We start from the raw sequence: 21,425 nt of genomic DNA on the forward strand, positions 1-21,425 counted from the left end.
TCTATCACACCTCGCTTATTTCAAACATTGCTTCTGTGCCCGCCTCATTTTCTTCCGCTTCGGACAACTGTGCTTTTTCAGGCCAATACCGTTGTTTTCGGTATACTGTCTGGCCGCCTTTCGGTTCCATGGCCGCTTTTCGCTCTTTCGGAATTCCTTCGTTGCTGACAATGATATGGGCGTTATTCCCGCCCAAACCGAACGCGCTGACCCCGGCCCTGAGTATCTCTTTTTTTCCGTTCCACCGCTTCAGCTCAAGCACAGGATAAAGCGGAGAATCTTTAAATTGGAAGCGGGGGTTCGGTTTATGGCAATGCAAAGTCGGCGGCAGTTCTTCATTGGCAATCGCCAGCAAAACTTTGATGATTCCCGCCGCGCCCGCCGCACTCAGCAAGTGGCCGATATTGCTTTTGACGCTTCCTACACCGCAAAATTGTTTTTCATCGGAATAAGCAGACAAGACATTGGTTAATCCCTTTAATTCAATCGGGTCGCCGATCAATGTACCGGTTCCGTGCGTCTCTACGTATGTCATGGTGTCCGGATCGATTTCCGCTGATTGAACCGCCTGCTCAATCAAGTCCTGCTGCGCCCGGGGATTCGGCGTCGTCACGCCCATTGTGCTGCCGTCGTTATTAATCGCAGAGCCGTCAATAACGCCGTATATTTTATCTTCGTCTTCTATCGCTTTTTCGAGCGGCTTCAGCATCAGCACACCGCAGCCCTCTCCGATTCCTGTTCCGTCCGCACCGGCATCGAAAGATTTTGAACGGCCATTTGGCGATAAGATTCTCGCCGCGCTCATTGTGAGAAAAGGTTTTTCATCAAGCAAAATGTCAACCCCGCCCGCAAAGGCCGCTTCCGCTTCTCCATTTTGAATAGCCTGCACGGCCAAATGAATTGCCGTAAGCGAACTGGAACAGGCCGTATCCACGACCAGGTTGGGCCCTGTAAAGTTATAAATGTGCGCCATGTGTGCGGTAATAAAATTTTGCCCCGCGCCAATAATCGCGTCTTTTTGCAAATATTGAAATTTCTGATGAAACGCACCTGCCCTTGCACCGGCAAAAACGCCGATACGGCGGCCCCAGAGATCCTCTTTTTGATAACCGGCATCGGCCAAAGCTTCCGCGCTCACTTCGAGCCACTGCCTTTGCAGCGGGTCTATCATCGGTGCCAGCGTTTCTGAAATATTGAAATACTCCGGATCAAATTGATCAATATCGTGAATAAAACCGCCCCATTTACTGATGCTTTTTCCTTCTTGATATTCACCCGGCTGATAGTGTTCCCCGGCGTTCCATCTGTCCGGCGGAACTTCAGTGACGGCATCCGTTCCGCTGCGGAGATTCTTCCAAAATTCTCTTATATCCCCCGCTTTCGGAAAATGGCAGGCCATGCCGATGATCGCAACCTTTCCCCGTTTCCCGGGGTTATCTGCCGTTTTTTTGCTCCGTTTCAGCGTCTTCTGCAAAGGGACCTTCTCCGCGGGAACCGCTGCATCTGCCGAAAAAGCTTCCGGACAATGTGCGGCTAAATAATCCGCGAGCTGTTCTATGGTAGGGTGTTCCAGAAGGACAGTCGGATCAATTGAAACGGACGGCAGTTTTTGATCGATCTTTGTCAGCACTTGCGCCAGAAAGATAGAATCCATTCCGTATTCCTGAAAAGGCACATCGATATCCATATGCGTTTCATCGATACTCAGCTCTTTTGCCAAAAGCGACCTCAGCCAAAATTGAATATCAATCCGGTTATGTTCCCGTTTTTTTGTTTCAGGAGGTTTGGAAGCTGCTTTCATTCCTTTATGGGCGGCTGGCTTGGCATTTTCCAGCGCTTTGGCGTCCCAATCATGTTTCACTTGTGCCGGCAGCACGACAGCTCCGGGTCTTTCTCTTAAAATGTAATCAAGCATCTTGAGACCTTCAGCGTCAGAGTGCCGCAGCAATCCCGTTTGCTCATAAATCCCGCTTTTTATATCCCTGCTCATGCCCGTCTCATCCCATGCCGGCCATTGTATGCTAATGATGCCGCTCTCATTGTTTTCTGCAAAATAGTCCATGTAAGAATTAGCCATCGCATAATCGCTCTGACCCGTCGCAAGAATCGGGACGGCTGCCGAGACAGATGAAAACAGGACGAAAAATGCCGGCGCACCATCCTTTACACTCTCATACAGACTGTGAAGGCCGTCTGCTTTCGGGGCGAGCACCCGCGCAATACTGTCTTTGGATTTGCGGAGAAAAGCAGGGTTTTCACGGTCCGCAATTCCCGCGCAATGCAGAATGCCTCCGACAGGTCCGAGCGTTGAGGTTACCTCTTTTATAAGCCGTCCGACGGCCTGCTTATCCGTCAGATCAACTGCTGAGACGCACACTTTTACGCCTTGTGATTCCAGCTGCCGGATAAGCTGTATTTTTTCCGAAACGACAGGGTCTGTTTGCTCAAGATCCCACTCGGTTTTCGGCGGCAGCTCCTTTCTGCCTGTCAGAAGCAGTTTCTTCACACCGTATGCGGAAACGAAATGCTTGGCGCATAAAGCGCCGAGTCCGCGCGTTCCTCCGGTTATCACCAGGACGGCGTCTTTTGGAAACGCAGTCCGGTCTGTTTGCACGGCTTCTGGTTCAATCTGATCAGTCTGCCGAAGAACATAGCTGAAGCGCTTGCCGTCCCTATAGCAAACAGCAGACTCCGTTAAGTCTGATTCAATTTCTTGTTTAATAAAAGCGGCTGTCTGCTCCAGCGGCCCTTCAGGATCAATATCGGCGTGACAGGTGAGAATATGGCTGTATTCATGCCGCAGCATGCGATAAAGCCCCGCTTTTTCAATACCATGCATAACGGCAGCCTTATTTTTGAAGGCTTCAAGCCCTTTTGTAAGATAAAGCATTTTCATGTTTTCTTGTCCGCGGCCGTATTCAATCAGCTGCTGCAGCGATGCCACCCAGCTGATGTCCTGCCGCTTTTGTCGGGAGCCGCAGCCGGTGAAGTCAATAAACCCGGAATAGATGGCCGCGTTCGGACCCTGTAAGAAAGAGATGAGCTGATTTTCCTGCACAATGTCAGCATCATTCAGCTGTTTTTTCACCTCGGCGGCAAGGTCTTTTGTATCTTCAGAGACGATGAGCGCTATTTTGTTGTTGAACGGCTCGGATGAAGACACTGCCTCGCAAGGCTCCCATGTTTTCTGCAATAATACTGTTTTTTGATTCGAAAGCGGCAGCTGCTCCCGTTTCGGCACCCAATAGCGGTCGGCTCTGAACGGATAGGAGGGCAGGCTGATGCGGCGCGGCTTACTGTCCGTATACAGCTGCTCCCAATCCGTGTCAAATCCGTTTGCCCAGAGCCGCAGCACTTTCCTGTATTTCTTTTTCTCAAGCCAGGCGCTGACGAGGTCAGCAGCGTCTTTATCGTCTGAGAACATGGAGATCGTGTTATTCTCGCGTTTTTTACGGCCGCTGATGATATCTTCGCTGTTTTTTCCCATCAGAAACGCGTTCAGTTTTTCAGTCAGTTCCTCTGCGGAGCCTGCAATGATTCCCAGCCTCGCTTCCATCGCATCCCGTCCGGTCTGCAGTGTGTATGCGGCATCTGCAAGATCGATATGGCGGGATGATCCGTTTTTGATAAAGTCGCGAAGGAGACGCGCTCTTTCTTTCAGCCGCTCTTCATTTTTAGCCGACAAAACAAAAAGAGATGACGCTTTCTCACGGGCTTCCTGCTGTTCCGTCTCACTTCTGCCCATGTATTCTTCAATAACGATATGCGCATTGACACCTCCGAAACCGAATGAGCTTACACCCGCCCGGCGGGGCAGGACCCGGCCGTTTTCATCACGCAGCGCTTCCCACTCCTTTGTTTCTGTCACAATGTAAAACGGGCTGTCCTTCAATTTGATATGGGGATTGATGTTCTCGCAATGCAGACTTTTGGCGAGCGTCCGATGTTTCAGCTGCATCAATACTTTGATAACGCCCGCAATACCTGCTGCGAGCTCCAAATGTCCGATATTTGTCTTCACTGAGCCTATCCCGCAATATCCGCCCGGCGCCCCGTCTGTTTGGAAAGCTTTTTTCAATGCATTGATCTCAATCGGATCTCCGAGTGCCGTTCCGGTTCCGTGCGCTTCTATATAAGTGATCGTTGAAGGGTGAATACCGGCTTTTTGATAAGCGCTTTTCAGCACATCCGTCTGAGCCTGCGGATTCGGCGCGGTAAGTGACGCTGAGCGTCCGCCGTGATTTTCCGCTGTACCGCGGATGAGGCCGTAGATGTGATCCCTGTCATGCTCTGCCTCTGAAAGCTTTTTCAAGACAATCATGCCGGCACCCTCTCCTCTGACATAACCGTCAGCCTGATCGGAAAATGTTTTGCAGCGCCCGTCTTCACTGAGCATGCCTGCTTTTTGAAAACCGATATGCCCTTCAGGCGTGACGATCGTGTTGACGCCCCCTGCGACCGCCATATCACAATCTCCCGTTTCAATGGCTTTTACCGCGCGGTGAATGGCGACTAAAGAGCTTGAACAAGCGGTTTCTACCGGCTCGCTCGGCCCGTGGATATCAAGAAAATAACTCATCCGGTTCGGCCCGACGGACGGCACGATTCCGGTCATCGTATACCCCTCGACAGGAAGACCCGCCTTATTGATTAAAGTTTGATATCCGCTTCCCAGTGTGCCGGTGAAAATGCCGGTTTTTGTTCCGGCAATCCGTTTTGCTGAGTACCCCGCGTCTTCAATGGCTTTCCACACATACATCATTAATAGACGCTGCTGAGGATCCATCATTTCAGCTTCTTTCGGAGATATCCCGAAAAACAGCGGGTCAAACCCGGCGATTCCATCTATGAAACCGCCCCATTTAATTGACGTTTTATTTGCATCCGCTGCCGGATCGCCGTAATATTCGCGCCAATCCCAGCGATCTCGTGGAATTTCTGTGATGCAATGCTCTCCTTTTTGTAAACGTGTCCAGAATTCATCTATGTCTTTCGCTTGCGGAAAAATACCGCTGATTCCGATAATGGCTATCGGTTCGGTTTTTTCTTCTGATTTTCCTTTTACGGATACGGGCGTTTCCCGCTTGACATGAACGGCCGCCGGAGCTTCAGCTTTTCTTATTCCGGCTTTTGGAGCGGTTTTTAAACGCTCTCTTTCTAAGCCGCTGAATGCTTCTTTCCATTCAGATATCAAATGGCCGCTCAGTTTGCGCAATGTCGGAAATTCAAAGAAGATAGTCGGGCTGAGCTCAAGCTGATAAGACCGATTTAATAGATTTGTAAATTCAGTGAAAATGATCGAATCAAATCCGTATTCCGTCAGTTCGCTGTCAGCCTCGATATCTTTCATGCTTACCTTTAAAAGATCTGATACATGCCGCTTTAGTTTCTCTTGAACCTGATCTTTCAGATCTCTTGCATCTGCCACTGCCGGAGCTTTTCCGGCGGCGCTTTGTTCTTCGCCCAGATCGAAAATATGGCTGCGAATCCGTTTTTCGTCGCCTTCTGCCACCATGACCTGGTGTTCTCCGGAGGCAAAAGCGGCGTAAAGCGCTTGGATGCCTGAGGCCGATCGCATGGCTTTCATTCCGGTCTGTTCGTACATCAGCTGTTCGGTCTCTTTGTCCACACGCATACCGCCTTCTTCCCAAAGCGGCCAGTTGACGGACAGGGTCTGCCCGCTCCGCCTGTTGTCCCGCACGAGACGGTTCCGGCGGGCTGCATAAACGTCCATAAATGCGTTGGCTGCCGCATAACCGGCCTGCCCCGGATTTCCCATACCTCCCGCCAAGGAAGAAAACAGGATGAAAAAGTCCAGCCGCACATCTTTCGCTGCTTCATCAAGATTGATAAGCCCTTTCACCTTCGGCGCCATGACGGTCTTCCGTTCGTTTTCTGTCTGGTTCAGAATGTAATTGTCAGCGATTACGCCGGCGCCGTGAATGATCCCGTCGAGTGTTCCGTGCTCCTCCTGTATGCCGCGGACGAGGGCGATGACCGCCGCCCTGTCTGTCACGTCAACCGGTTGATACAATACACGGGCACCCGACGCTTCCAAGCGCCGTAAGCGGGCGGAGCGGTCTTCATCAAGCGCTTCCGCCCTCCCCGTTAATATGAGAACGGCATTTTTGACGCGGGAGGCTATTTCTTCAGCGAAAATCAGGCCGATGCCGCCCGCTCCCCCGGTGAGGAGGTAGACCCCTTCGTCTTTCCACGGAACGGCGCCGCTTTGAGGGGCAGGCAGGTGACGCCAGTTTCTGACGAGACGTTTGCCGGCTTCATAACGGATTTCCGCTTGTTCAGGATGCGCCCGGTTTTCTTTCAGCTTGGCAAGAAGCGCCGAGGCTGACTCGTCCGGATCGGCTTGGATGACTTGGCCGTACAGCTTCGGATGTTCAAGGTGAGCCGTTTTCAGAAAAGCGGCCAGCCCCGCCAATACATTGTCTTCCCCCCTGTCGGGGACAAGAAGCTGGATCAGCGTTTTTTTCTTCTGTTTTTCTTTGATAAGACGCGTGACGATCGCTGACAGCTCCGCCGCGCAGGCGTCATAACGGTCTTCAATCGGACCTTCGCCGTCAGCCGCACATACGGCGCCGCTTATGTCCTCAGCGTTCATTCCGCCATACAGCGTCACGTATCTGAAAGACTCTTCTTGTCCGCCGCCTTCATCCGGCGGTGATTCCTGCCACTTTGGCTGAAGCAAGAGCGGTTTTTCCTCCGTTTCCTCTTCCAGAAAACGGGCGGTGAGCCCCGTCAATCGGACACATACCGCGCCGTTTTCATCACACAGCTCAATATGATAGGCGCCGTCCGCTGAGGAAAGCACCGCCCACATCGTCTCCCGGCACGCAGAAAACACCTGCATATCCTGCAGGGCAAACGGCAGAAACGGCCGTCCGGACGCGGAACCGTCTGAGAGCACGAGACCGATAGAAGCCTGAAGGGCGGCGTCCAGCATGCTCGGATGCAGGATGAACGGATCCTTTTCCTCGCGGGCGGACGGCGGAAGAGTGAGCTTCGCGAGAACTTCTCCGCTTCCGGCATAGACGGCGTCAAGCGCCTGATGCGACGGTCCGTAGGTGATGCCGAGGCTGTCGAACGCTTCATAGCACTCAGCCTTTGACAAGTGACGGCCGCTGCAGCGCGCCTGAACCGCTTCCACATCGAGAACAGGAGCACACTCCGTCTCTTCGAGCACGGCCTTTCCCTGGAAAAAGACAAGCGGCTCTTCTCCTTCGGCATACGCTTCAAAAGCGATGTCTCCGTTTTCTCCCGGCTGAAGCTTTACATGAAGCGTCACTCCTTCAGAAAGCGCCGTCACCGGACGGAGCCAAACGATCTGTTTGAGCCTTACACCCGTTTTCCCGCCGGGCAAGTCTTCAGCAGCCAGCGTAACGGCGGCCCGGGCCATTTCTAAAGCAGCCGCGCCCGGAAGCACCGGTTTTCCATTGACGATGTGATCGGTAAAAAACGGTTCATGCCCTGAAAAAACAGAAGTAAAGCGCTGGGCGGTCAAGGTCGATGTATTCGCATGGAGCAGCGGGTGAAGCTTTTCACGTTCGTCTGAATTCCGGCTTTCAAGCTCTCCCTGAAGACGATCGGACGCCCAATACGTCTGCCTGGCAAACGGGTAGCCCGGCAGATTGCCGATTCGCGGCAAAGGTCCGCCATAAAGCAAGTCCCCTTCGATTTCATAACCTTGACAATAAAAATCTGCCAGCACGCATAACAGCTCCTGATATTTTCTATGGTCAGAATATGAGGCGCTGCACTTGCCGAGCACTTCTATTATGTGCTCCTGAATATGCTGACGCCCTGCAAAATGCTGCGGTACTTTTCTCGAAAACACATAAGGATGATGTTCATTAAGCTTTGCCTGCTTCCATACATACACCGCGTCATCAGCATCTTGCACCACGATGGCGGCGCGATGGTTAAAGTGATGCCGTCCTTTTAACAACGTATAGCTGAGCTGGGCCAGATCATTTTCTTTCAGTCCGCCATTTTCCGCCCAAGTGATCATATCTTCGATTTTTTCCTGAAGGGCCTCCTCTGTTTTTGCAGACAAAGTAAGTAAATATGCAGGGGCATCACGATGAGGTGAAGCGCTGCGCTTATAGCTTTCCATAACGACATGGGCGTTTGTTCCGCTCATCCCGAATGCGCTGACTGCCCCCATTCGGTTTTTACCCGGCAGAGAAGGCCACGGTCTACCCGTTTTATTCACATAAAAAGGACTCTTCTCCCAGTTGATATAGCGGTTTTCCCCGCTGCAATGCAGACTGGCGGGAATCATCTCACGGGAGAACGCCTGTAAAAGACCGATTAAACTGACAATGCCTGATGCGGCAAACGTGTGGCCGATATTGGTTTTAATTGATGTGAGCGCGCAAAAAGCTTCTTCGTTTGTATAGGCAGAAAATGCGTCATAAAGCGCGTTAATTTCCACCGGATCACCGAGTTTTGTACCTGTGCCGTGTGTGACGATATATTCGATATCTTCAGGGTTGATACGGCCCCGGTCATAAACAGAAGTAAGCAGCCGGGTCTGCGCGACGCCGCTCGGAGCGGTAATTCCGTTTGTTTTCCCATCATAATTGATGCCGCTCGCCCGAATCACCCCGTAAATCGGATCACCATCTTTTTCCGCCTCTCTCAGCGGCTTCAGAACAACCGCCGCGGCCGCTTCCCCCGGAACCATGCCGTCAGCCCTTTTATCAAACGCGAAGCATTTCCCGTTTTCCGACAGCATTCCGGCTTTATCTATCGTTTCAAAAAAGTCCGGGGTATTCATGATATTCACCCCGGCCGCAACAGCTGTTGTGCACTCTTTATTCTGCAGGCTTAATACCGCCTGATGGACAGAAACGAGCCCCGAAGAACATGCTGTATTTATCGCCATCACAGGACCTGATAAATTCAAGTGATAAGCCAGCCGTGCCGCCAAAATACCGTTATGATGAGACGTGACATTGCCTTTGTCCCGTGTTAAAAGGTGATAATCTCCTTCTTCCGCCCCCACAAACATACCGATCGTCTGCTGCCTGATGTGACTGGCGCCGTAGCCGGCGTCCTCAAGGGCCCTCCACGCTTCCTGAAGAAGCAGCCGCTGTTTCGGATCCATCGTTTCAGCTTCCCTCGGCGATATTTCAAAAAATAAAGGGTCGAATTCGTCCGCCCCCGGTACAGCGCCGAGTTTCCATTTTGAACTTGTGAAGCCTTTTTTTGCGACCGGTGCGACAACATCCTTTTCCTGAAACAGAATGTCCCACAGCTCGTCCGCCGTGCGCGCCTGAGGAAATCGGCCGCTCATGCCGATAATGGCAATGGAATCAGCTGCCTGACTGCCCTCGGTTCCGGCGTTCAGCTTATTTCTTCCCCTCTGCTTCTTTCGCTTTTCCGTTCCTGCCTTTTCAAAGACAGATTGATCTGCGGATTCAGGTTTCTTTTCTTCATAGACATGCTCCATGACGGACTTGTGTTCCGTCAGAAAATAGCGGACGACCTTCTCCAGTGTGGAATGTCCGAAAAACAGGGCCGGTGTCACTTCAATTCCGTAATGGGCGGACAAAGAAGAGGCGAATTCCGCCAAACTGATAGAATCAAAGCCGAAATCAGCCAGATTGTCAGCGTCCGTCAGTCTGTTCTTGTCTATTTTCAAAAGCCCCGCCGCCAGTTCTTTCACATCCCAGCTTACGCATTCTTCCAGTGTAAAGCCTTTCATTTCACTCCGCCTTCCTGAAAACGGGACGTTCCTGTTTACAGAACCCGAAATCGGCCGTTCGCCTTGATCTATCTGCAGGAAGCGTTTGGCCCTCGACGGAAAACCGGCCAGGACGAGATACTGGCTGGACGGCTGGACTAACAATGTTTCAAAAGCTTCGAGTCCTTCCTCAGTGTATAAATAACGCTGTCCGCTTGATTTTAAATACATATCGGTGCTTTCCGCCGTGCCGACATGCATCCCCCCTTCTTTCCAAAGCGGCCAATTGATTGCAAGTGACTTGCCGCTTCTGAGTCCGAGGCTCACAAGTTTATCCCGGTGACGGACAAAAGCCATTTGGAAGCGGTTCCCCATCGCGTAGTCACAAGAACCGAAGTCTCCTAAAATCGCTGAAGAAGAAGAGAAACAACAGAAGAAGTCAAGCGGCTCCCGTGACAGAACCTGATCCAACACCGCGGTGCCGTCCGCTTTTGGCGATAAGACTTGCTGAAAGGTTTGCAGATCTTTCTCCAGAATGCTTTCAGTGCCTTGAAGACCTGCAGCGTGAATGACACCGTGAATCGGCCCGCATCCTTTCTCTTTCACTTCTTGCAAACCTTTCTCCATCTGGGCCTGATCTGCGGCATCCGCCTGCACGTAAAACACCTTGGCGCCTGATTCTTCCAATCTCTTTATCTTGTTCAGCACCGGGCCGGCTGCCGCTGATCTCCCCGTCAAAATGAGCGTAACCGGTCCTTTTTCAGCGAAATATCCGGCAAATAACAAGCCTAAACCCCCGCATCCGCCGGTAATCAAGTACGTTTTTCCGCTCTTTATCACACGCTTCTCAACAGGGGCGATATCCGTCTGCTTCATTTCCATGACGTGGCGGATTTCCCCACTGTACATGACACTGCCGAACGACTCGCTGTGAAGTTCTTCACATACGTTATGGATCAGCTTTTCAAACGGTCCTTTTTGTCCAAAATAAACCGCGGCCGTATCCGTCTCCGGCAAGATCAGTTTCAGCGATCGTTCCAGCCCGATCCATGACTCGGCGTAACTGATATCGGTATCGCTCCCGCACTGAGCGGAAAGAAGGATCCGCCTCGGTTTAGAACGCAAAGAAGCAGCTGCGCGGATCACATGATACAGAACGGAATAGTCTTTCACGGCCTTTTCATCTTCAAGCGGCCATCCATATAAAACGGCATCCGCTTTGCCTGCAGCCGTTTCAATATGCCGAAACGTTTCTTGATATGCTTGTCCGTCAGTGATTTTAATTTGATAATGCGTGTTTGAAAGCTTTTGAGTTTCCTCACCCTGTGAAATAAAAAACACGCCGGCTCCCGGATAAAGGGTTTGTAAAGACTGATAAGCATGCTTTCTGGCAGCTTCTCCCGTAAGAAAACAGATGACCGTTTTCAGCTCTTCATGAATAGATTTCTTCAGAGGCTGCTGAGTCCACATTTCTTCAAATATCATCATCTCGGATTGTTCCTCTTGCCCGTGATCCTGCTGAGACGGCTGTCTCATTCTTATCCCTTTGATTTCTGCGCAGACAGTGCCGGTTTCGTCACAAAATTGAATGTCACAGCCGGTTTGATTCTTTTTATTCATATACATCCACATGCCGGATGAGCACGGACGCATGACGCGCAGTTCTTCAACCGCTTCAGGCACGATATGGACTGACGGCTCCGTTTTTGCCAGGACATGAAAAGCTGCGTCCAGAAATTCCGGCGGCAGATGATATCCCGGATTACAGCCGCTTTCATCTGTGAGAGCAAGCTTCGCCCAAACCGCACTTTCTCCCGCATAAAGCTTTTCAACGGTGCGGAACTCCTTACTGATCGTTACACCTGATGTGCCTGGTGTTTCATAATCGAATGACAGCGGGCGGCAGTCTTTTTGTAAGGAGGCAATATCAAGCACGCGGGATGGCTGTATGTTCCCTTGTCCGATGATTCCATAATGATGCAGCTTCTCTTCGTCACTGTATATTTCATAATGGATGCCTTCCTCGTCTTCAGACAGAAGGGAGAGATTGATGCCCGCACCGTGATGTCCGCCGGTAATCGGGTCAGTCCATGCCGCCGTTCGGATCCATATCTCTTTTTCTTCAGAGCTGTCTGCCGCATGATGAAAAGCCGCAAGCGCCATTTCTAAATAAACGGCTGCCGACAAAACCCGCTCCCCGCTCACATCCTGGAAAACGTGTTCCCGGCCTGTAAAAGATGTATGATAGCTTTGCTCCGCCAAGGTTGACGTATTTTCATGCAGGAAAGGATGCACATATTCAGTTGTTCCTGTTTTTGGTTCTTCCCGCTTCATCCAGTAGCTTTCTTTTGCAAATGGATAAGACGGCAGACTGATACGATGCGGCAGCGCGCCTTTATATAAAGATGCCCAATCGACGGGCGCCCCGTGAACCCAGGCATTCAAAAGACTGTCAAATTGACGTTTTTCCATCCATTCACTGACTGTGCCTCCCGTCTCCGTGACAGCACTATCACTCCGGCCCGTAAACACCCCGCTTACAGAACCGGAATTATTCAGAAAAGCAGTCAGCTTCTGTTCCAATTCAGAAACAGAGTCCGCTGTTATCGCCAGCCGTTCTTCCATCGGGACCCTGCCGACTTGATGGGTAAATGCCGCGTCAAGCAGATTCGCATCTGTAATTGTTCCGTTTCCGGCGGCATCCGACAGCAACAGAGCCCGCTCGCGCAAGCGGTCTCTATCTTTTGCCGATAAAACAAAAAGCGCCGGACGGCCGGAGTCTGCTGAAGTCATTTCAGCCGGTTCATACTCTTCTATCAGCAGGTGGGCATTTGCACCGCCCGCTCCGAAAGAAGATGTACCCGCGATTCTTGGATATTCCCGTGTTACTCCTTCTGATTCTATGACCGGCCGTCTCCATTCCGCTGTTTCCTGCTGCACGATAAAAGGAGAAGTTTCAAAATCAATTTCCGGGTTCAGCTGCTTTGAATGCAGCGACGGCACCAGATATCCGTGTTTCATCTGAAGAAGAATTTTGGTGACCGCAGCAATGCCCGCCGCACTTTCCAGGTGTCCGATATTGGATTTAACAGAACCGATGGAACAAAATTGGTTTGCATCCGTATAGCGGCGGAAAGCCTTGGTTAACCCTGAGATTTCAATCGGATCTCCCAAGGAAGTGCCGGTGCCGTGGGCTTCCAGATAGCTGATTGCTCTCGGGTCAATCCCTGCCCGCTCCATCGCATCTGCGATCACTTCTCCTTGTGCATTCGGATTCGGAACGGTGAACCCGTTCGTTTTGCCGCCGGCGTTCAGAGCGCTTCCTTTAATGACACCGTATATATGATCATGATCTTCAACAGCCTTTTTCAACGGCTTTAACACGATACAGCCGACGCCCTCTCCGTCAACAAACCCGTCAGCCTTATCACCGAACGCTTTGCACGCGTTTGACGGTGACAGCATTCTCATAGAAGAAAGTCCGATATAATGAACCGGATCTGTAATCAGGTTTACGCCGCCGGCAATCGCGCATTCAGATGCACCTGTTCTGATGCTTTCTGCGGCGAGATGAATGGCGGTTAAGGATGAGGAGCATGCAGTATCGACCGCGATGCTCGGACCGTGAAAATCAAACACATAGGATACGCGGTTCGGGATAAAGTGGTAGTGGGCCCCTGTCGGATAGTTGCCGTTCATGACACCCGCAAAGACACCAACCTTTTTACCGGCGCATAGTGAATCAGGGGTATATCCGGCATCCTCCAGGGCCGCATAAGCGGTTTCCAGAAACAGTCTCTCCTGCGGGTCCATGCGCTCCGCTTCTTTCGGGGAGATTTTAAAAAACAGCGGATCAAATTTATCAATATCTGTTAAAAATCCGCCCCACTTTGTATACATCCGGCCTTCCTTACCTTTTGTCTCATCATAGTAGTCCCGCCAATCCCAGCGGTCTTTCGGAATTTCGGTGATTCCGTGTTCACCGGTCTTTAACCGTTCCCAGAACTCATTAACATTTTCAGCTCCGGGATACCGTCCGGCAAGACCGACAATTGCCACTTCAAAGTGTTTTGACGGCGGTTCGGAAGCAGGCGGCGCCTTTTCAGAAAAAGATGCCGCTTGGCGCTTCGTCAATCCGGCGCTTTTTTTACGGCTTTGCTTTTTCTGTAAAGTGTGCGTCGCCTTTTCGGCTTCTTTATTTGTCTTGAAAATCCCAGCCATATCTTCCTGTCTTGAGCTGACGAGATATTCCGCTAATCCGCCGATTGTCGGATACTCGAAGAACAAAGTGCTGCTGATATCAGGGACGTCTTCCCGCACGCGGTTGGTCAGCTGTACGATTAAGATGGAATCGATTCCGTATTCTTCAAGGGGCGTATGGGCTTGAACGTCCTCAATCGGCATCTTTAAGATGGCGCTGACGATCTGTTTCAGGTACTCTGTGCTTTTTTCAAGCAAAGAGCCGGATGATGCCGCTTCAGTATGAGGGACTTCTTCAGAAAATTGCGCATGCAGTTCGCGCTCCTTCGTTTCAGCCAAGAATGCGGCAAGCTCTCCTATCGTCCGGTATTCAAAAAACAGCGTGCTGCTGATATCAGGGACGAGATCCCGCAGCTCATTCGTCAGCTGAACGATCAGAATAGAGTCAATGCCGTATTCATCCAGAGGAGCCAGCGGATTTATCTCTTCTGCCGGCATTTTTAATACTTTTGCCGCAGCCCTTATCAGAAAAGCCGCTGTCTTTTCCGAAAGCCCCTCTCCCGCTTGTTTGATGGGGAGCTGACGATCAGAGGATGTTTGCGGTACGTTTGATTGGCGCTTTTGCGCGGTGTAAGCTTCCCTGCTCTGCCTGATGACTCCGTTGCTTTTCGCCGTGATAATCTGCTGGGTGTGCAGACGTTCGTTTTCAGCCGGAAATTGAATGGAATGAAAACCTTCAGCCATTAAAACGGATTTCCATGTTTCCGGATAAAGACCGGGGCACCCCGGAATCCGCAGCGCCTCGTCTTCGTACAGCCACCAGCCCTCTAATAAGCCGAATGTAACATGTGTAAACGGCGTATGCCCGCCCAGTTCATTAACAAGCAGCAAACCGTCCTTTTTCAATACGGCTTTTGCCGTCCGTAAGGTTTTCCGGATATTTTTGGTGGCATGCAGCACGTTTGCGGCAATAGCGATATCGTAGGTTCTCAGATGTAATCCCTGGCCCGCCGCAGGCTGCTCCACATTAAACAGCTGATACGTCAAATACGGATTGTCCGCGCCGTATTCCTTTTCGGCATGCATTAAAAAAGCTTTTGACAAGTCGGTATAACAGTATTCCTGAATATGGTTTTGATAGGGGCGGAGCTTTTTAAACAGTGTGCTGCTCGTTCCGCCGGTGCCCGCTCCGATCTCCAGCAGACGGATGTTTGCCTCAGGATTGTTTTTCATTACATTTTCCACATACATACACGCTTCATTTGCCAGCACATCGTTGTAATAATCAGCGAGAATATTATGCTTATAGATTCCTTCAACAAGCTCCATTGAGGAATCGGGAAACATCACGTCAGTGGCTTTTATTTTGCCTGTTAAAATGTCAGGCAAAGCTTGAATGACGGTATCCGCCAGCAGAGCCTGCGCTTTCATATCCGGATCTTTCAGCCATTCGTTTTTCTTCTTATGCCACTCTTCCCAAACCGCGGCCGTTTTACCGCTTTTAAAATCGCTGTCTAAAAGACGGATGCTTTCTTCCAGCCAGCGCTCATATAAAGGCAGACAGGAAGCCGCCGGCGCTTCGCCGGTCAGACCCATTGAACGCAGCGTCATCCGCAGCACTTGCAGCAAAAGCCGATTCAATTCTTTCATTTGATTGCTTATTTCTGTTCTTAAGGATAACTGTGTACGGTCTTTTTGTTTGTCTCCCTTACCCAAAACCTTATCCTCCTAAGAAAATTAAATTTGCTCCGTCAATTTGACAGGCAATCAGATAGTCACAAATTCATGAGGGTTCATTCCCTCGATCGGAATCGGCTTGGTCAGCTTCATCAGCCCCATGCGGGAGATCGGCTGCGTCAGCAGAGTTTCCAGCGCCTGCATCCCTTCCGCCCGGCTGATCAGCCCGAGACCGATTGCACTCAGTCTGTCAAACTCTTCAGAAATGTGATTGTCAGCCCGCTCCCAATAACCCCAGTTCATCACTTTGACCCGGCATGACAGCCGTCCGGAAAGCTCATGGGCAAATGCGTCTTTAAATGCGCACCCCGCCGCATAATGACTTTGATTCGGATTCTTAATATATGAAATAACCGAAGAGAAAAAGAGAATAAAGTCCAAAGACTCTTTCGCAAATACTTCGGCAATGTTGACGGAAATATCCACTTTCGCCGCAAGACCGGCGTGAAACTGTGATTCTTCCATATCTTTTACGCTTTCATTCGCAAATACCATCGCTGAATGAACGACGCCGCTGATGGTGCCGTATGTGTTTTTAATCTGTTCATAGGCGCGCTGAAGCGATGGAAGATCAGAAGCATCTGCCGCTATATATTCGGGAGCCGGGCCTGATGGCCGGTACCGGTCTATTTTTTGGCGTATCCGGCTGTCCAGCGGCCGCCTCCCGATCCAGACGACTCGGGCTTTATACGTCGTCACCATATAATCTGTCCAAACCTCGCCGATGCCTCCCGCACCGCCGATGATGACATATACGCCTCCATATCGGTAAGGAACACTTTCAGACGGCCCGCTTTGGACCGGAAGCAATTGAGGCCGGTACCATTCCTGATGTCTGCGCACCCATGCTTTACCCGTACGGTCGCGGGGCAGGCTGAATATGTCTTCTGCGGGGAAATCCCCCCCGTCTTCAAGATCGGCGAGACGGATGTGCCAGCTCGGATGTTCTTTAGCGAGAGACCCGACGAAACCGTGCACACTGGAATGAGCGGGACGCACCTCATCATATTGGGTAATAGGCTGTGCTTGGTGCGTAATCACCGTCATCCCGAGCTGCTCTTTTCCATACCCGAGACCGATAAGAGCTTTGGCCGCTCTGAAAATTTGCAGCACCCCGCTTTTTTGATCATGGCTGTCAGAATCAGCCGGCTGAGGGGCAAACCAGATCATATGCTGAATCTCACCGAGACGGCGGAGCCGATCAGATATCACTTCAACGGAAGCACTTTGGCCGATATCAAATCGCACAGCTTTAGGAAACAATCGTAAAACCGCGTCCGCCTGCCCGTCTGTACCGCCTATGATGACAGCTTTTGCTTCAGAAATGGGGAAGCCGGTTTGGTTGTCTATCGGTTCCGCGTCCCATACCTGCATCAGTTTGACGGCTCCGGTAAGGTTACCCGGGAGATCGTATTGCTTATTATCGGTAACGGCCGGTTCACTTTCGGCCATCCGGGCAGAAAATCCTTTTATCCTTACACACACATTGCCGCGTTCATCACATATATCAATGTCCATTCTTCGCACGGCCGGTGTTTCATGCGTCACAAACACGGCAGCCCACATGTTTGGCCTGCACGGATGAAAAACGGTCAGTTCATGCAATTCAAAAGGCATTAACGGCTGCTCCGGATAACCCGCTTGATCTTCATTCATAACGCCGATGGCCGCCTGAAAAGCGGAATCAATCAGGCTCGGATGGAGCATAAACTGTTCGGCCTCATCAGAAACGGAAGCGGGGAGCACCAATTTAGCCAAGGCTTCTTTTTCCCCGCAATAAATGTGATCAATTCCTTGATGTGAAGGTCCGTATACAATTTCCGCCTTTGCAAACGCCACGTAGCAGTCTTCTTTTGACAGCACTTTTTTGTGGCATCGCGCTTTCAGCTGTTCAATATGCAAAACCGGCGCCTCAGACAGCGGCTCAATCACAGCACTGCCTTCACAATAAATGTCTGAATCATTTTCACTGCTGTACACTTGAAATGAAACATTGCCGTTATCCTCCAAAGAAAGCCCTGTCGTCATACGCAGAGGCTCTTTTTTATGAACGGCCTGGCGTATCCAGCTGATATACCGCAGCGAAATGCCGGTTTTAGCCGTGTATTCAGCGGCTAACGGCGCGGCAGCCAGTTCAGCCGCGGCTCTCGCCATTTCAAGATAAGCCGCCCCGGGGAGAACACGCTTGTTTCGGACGATATGATCGGCTAAGAAGAATTCATCTCCGTTCAGTATCGTACTGAATTTTTGTTCTAGCAAATCTGATGTATTGCGGTGAAGCAGCGGGTGAAGCCTGCTTTCTGTATTTACTGAAGTGACGGGATGATCGGGCTCCGGTATCCAATATCGTTCCTTTGCAAACGGATACGTCGGCAGACTCATCCTGCGCGGTTTCTCCTCCTGATACAGCCGCGTCCAGTCTATCTCAAATCCTTTTGACCACAGCTCCGCAAGTTTTTTGTAAGTGCCGCTGTCCATCCATTTTCGGATCAGCTCCTCCGTATCCTGATCATCATTCAGGAAACCCCTGATTTCCGTTCCGCTGTCAGACCGCCCTTGAAAGCAGCCGTCAATCTGCCGTTTTTGTTCTGTAAATTCAGTTAATTTCTTGATCAGGTCTGCTTGATCGTTCACTAAAAAAACAAGCCGCTCTTCCATTGCCAGCCGTCCCGTTTGCAGCGTATACGCCAGTGACCGCAGGGAAAAAGATTCACCAGGCTGCTTATCTAAGCCCGGCTGGCCGAAAAGACCGGAAAGAATATTCTTATGTTTCTCATCGTTTGTCAGACATTCTGCTAAAGTCCGGACGGAAGTATGCTGTATGAGATCAGTCATGTCTATTGCCAGCCCGTATTGATCCGTCATCAGCTCAGAAAACTGTGTCAGCTGCATGACATCCAAGCCGAATTCCTTCCAATCCTGTTCATCATCTACCGAACCGGCCGCAACATGCAGAACTTCGGCCAGAACACCTCGCAACGCATTTTCCAGCTGATTTTGCATTGTATCTCTTTTGTCATGAAGCGGACCGCTTCCTTCAAGCGCTTTATCTTTGAGAAACATCAGCAGGCGGGCAGCGTATTCCTTCAGCCGCTCCGGATTTTTCGCTGACAGAGGCACGATATACGGTCTCTCTTGATCCTCCGTAATACCGGGGTTTTTAGGCCTGTACTCTTCTAAAATGAGATGAACGTTTGAACCCGTCGCCCCGAATGAACTGATGCCTGCGCGTCTCGGACAGGAATGTTTACGGCCGTTCTCTGTATACGCCGGCTTTTTCCATGACTCGGTTTTTTGCTGCACGTAAAATGGCGAGTCCTCTAAACGGAGATACGGATTAATCGTCTCTGAGTGCAAAGAAGGGACAAGCGTTTTGTGAAACAGCTGCAAAACCGTTTTATGAAGCCCGCTGATCCCGGCAGCTGATTCCGCATGTCCGATATTCGATTTAACGGAACCGATCGCACAAAATTGCCGATCCTCCGTAAACGTGCGGTAAGCTTTAACAAGACCTTGTATTTCAATCGGATCTCCTAAAGAAGTTCCGGTTCCGTGCGCTTCCACATAAGAAATCGTCCGGGGATCGATCCCCGTCTTTTCAAGACATTCAGCTATCATATCCCCCTGCGCCACGGGGCTCGGCACGGTAATCCCGCTGACGGTCCCCACGTGATTGACGGCGCTGCCTTTTATCACCGCATAAATATGATCCTTATCTTCTTCGGCTTTGTGGAGCGGCTTCAGCAGCACGGCTCCGATGCCGTCAGCTGAGACATAGCCTGTGCCTCCTTCGCCGAACGTGCGGCACAGCCCGTCACTCGAATGCATATCCATCAAGCCGTATGTGATATATTTTGTCGGGTGCAATGATAAATTGACGCCTCCGGCAAGAGCTGCTTCACATTCACCGCGTCTCAGACTTTCCGCCGCCATATGAACGGCCGTCAAAGATGACGAACACACCGTGTCAACCGCCATGCTCGGCCCGTGAAAATTGCAAAAATATGAAACCCGGTTTGCGATCGGCGCATAGTTCAAGGGATAAGGAAAGACCAGCCCTTTAGCAGCAGCTTCAGCGCCGGCGAGAGAATAATCCATATGCATCACCCCGGCAAACACACCGACGTTCATTCTCTTATTCGGCCCTTTCGGCTGAACGATTGTTTCCGGGGTGTAGCCCGCATCCTCAATCGTTTCCCAGCATGTTTCTAAAAACAATCGTTCTTGCGGATCTTTAGCTTCTGCCTCCCGCGGAGAAATCCGAAAAAATTTCGCATCAAAACAATCCGGATCGTCTATAAAACCGCCCCATTTGGAAATCGGCTTGCCGGACGGCGATCGCAAATGCTCATATGTCCTCGTATCCCAGCGGGAACGAGGCACTTCCGTTACGCTGTTTTCTCCATTTTTTAAATTTGTCCAAAATTCACGAAGATTTTTGGCGCCGGGGTACCGTCCCGCCATCCCGACGATCGCAATATCTCCATTCTGCGTTCCGGCTGACGCCGATTTTTTCACGCGGATTTGGGTTGTCCTCTTTTTTTCCCGGGGCAAAGGCTCAGCACTTGAATGCCCGCTTTGAGCATGGCCGAAACCGGCTCCGTAATGTTCGCACAAATATCCCGCCAATTCCGCGATGGTCGTGTATTCAAATAACAGTGTCGGCAGAAGCTGCGTTCCGATTTTTTGTTCAATTTCCTTTACCATGTCCAACAGCCCCGGAGAATCCAGCCCCATTTCATAGTAGCCGATATCCGGGTCAATCTCTTTCACAGGTTTGTTCAATCGGGCGGCAAGCAATTCTTTTAAATAAAGGATGCACTGTTCAGTAAGGCCGGCGGAAGCCTCCGTACGGCGGGGCTCAGAAGGCGCCGGTTCCGCTCTTTGAGCCGGGACGGCATTCCGCCCGTCAGGTTCTTTCTTTTGCCGTTTCTGATTGATCAGTTCCGGGTCCCTCACCAGTTTATTGGCGAAGTTTTTCAGTTCGCCGACTTTTCTGCCTTCCTCATTGAAAAACTCCATTGTCACGTAAACGAGATCTTTTTTACGGGTGACGGATTCTTTTTTTATCTTGGTGATACATGTTGTCTGCAGCAATTCGGTGCAATAAAACGATTCATAAAACAGCGGCAGAAATAATTGCCCCTCCTCCCTCGTCAAAGGAGCAAGATATACATTGGAGCCGATGCTGCTCGCATCTATCAATGCGGGATGAAACATCGCCTCTTCTGCATGTTCCAGCTGATCCTTTTGCACCGACAGATCAATATAAATCTCTTTTTCAGTTTGGTAGACGCTTCCGCAGCCTTTCATCATTCCTGAATGAACCAGTTCTTGATCCCTGCATTCCGCGTAAATGTCCTCAAGCGGTATTTCTGCCGCCGTTTGTTTTACGGCATCCATCCGGACGCTCTCTTGGAAGCCGGCGGGCTTGACGGAATGCATTTGCGCCGCGGCATATACCTTTGTCTCTGCTGCTTCGTCACCTTGTTTTTGCCCTTTCACCTCTACCTTCCACTGCTCTTCGCCGTTCTCTGTACAGTCAACGGAAAGCAGGATTGTTTCTCCCTGTTCAGGAGCTAAAGGGTGAAAAATCGATAAGTGCCTGAGTTCAAGGCCGGCATGAAAAAAACCGTTTTCTCTGAAAGTCTGATAGATCAGGTCAATATAAGCCAGACCCGGCAGCAGTTCCTTTCCATAGGCTTTATGATGTTTCAGAACGGGATGCTGATTGTTAATAAGAAGCTGCTCTTGCATATGAACTTCCTCCATATCGACGTTCAAT

General features: G+C 50.8%; 2 protein-coding genes. Both read right to left on the reverse strand.

Annotated features, from left to right (window positions below):
* Window positions 1–4 precede the first annotated feature (4 nt).
* Entirely contained in the window at window positions 5–15,619 is a 15,615-nt protein-coding gene (locus NYE36_RS12575) for an SDR family NAD(P)-dependent oxidoreductase (RefSeq protein ID WP_342496858.1), read from the reverse strand.
* 51 nt (window positions 15,620–15,670) lie between these two features.
* Window positions 15,671–21,397: a type I polyketide synthase gene (locus NYE36_RS12580; RefSeq protein ID WP_265451345.1), complete on the reverse strand. Its 5,727-nt coding sequence runs from the start codon at window positions 21,395–21,397 to the stop codon at window positions 15,671–15,673.
* Between the last annotated feature and the right edge of the window lie 28 nt (window positions 21,398–21,425).

The organism is Bacillus sp. FSL R5-0593, assembly GCF_038603755.1.
Lineage (GTDB): Bacteria > Bacillota > Bacilli > Bacillales > Bacillaceae > Bacillus > Bacillus velezensis.

What these genes read in the sequence shown, in the direction of transcription:
- NYE36_RS12580 (WP_265451345.1), bottom strand. Translation starts at nt 21,397, where the DNA reads ATGCAAGAGCAGCTTCTTATTAACAATCAGCATCCCGTTCTGAAACAT.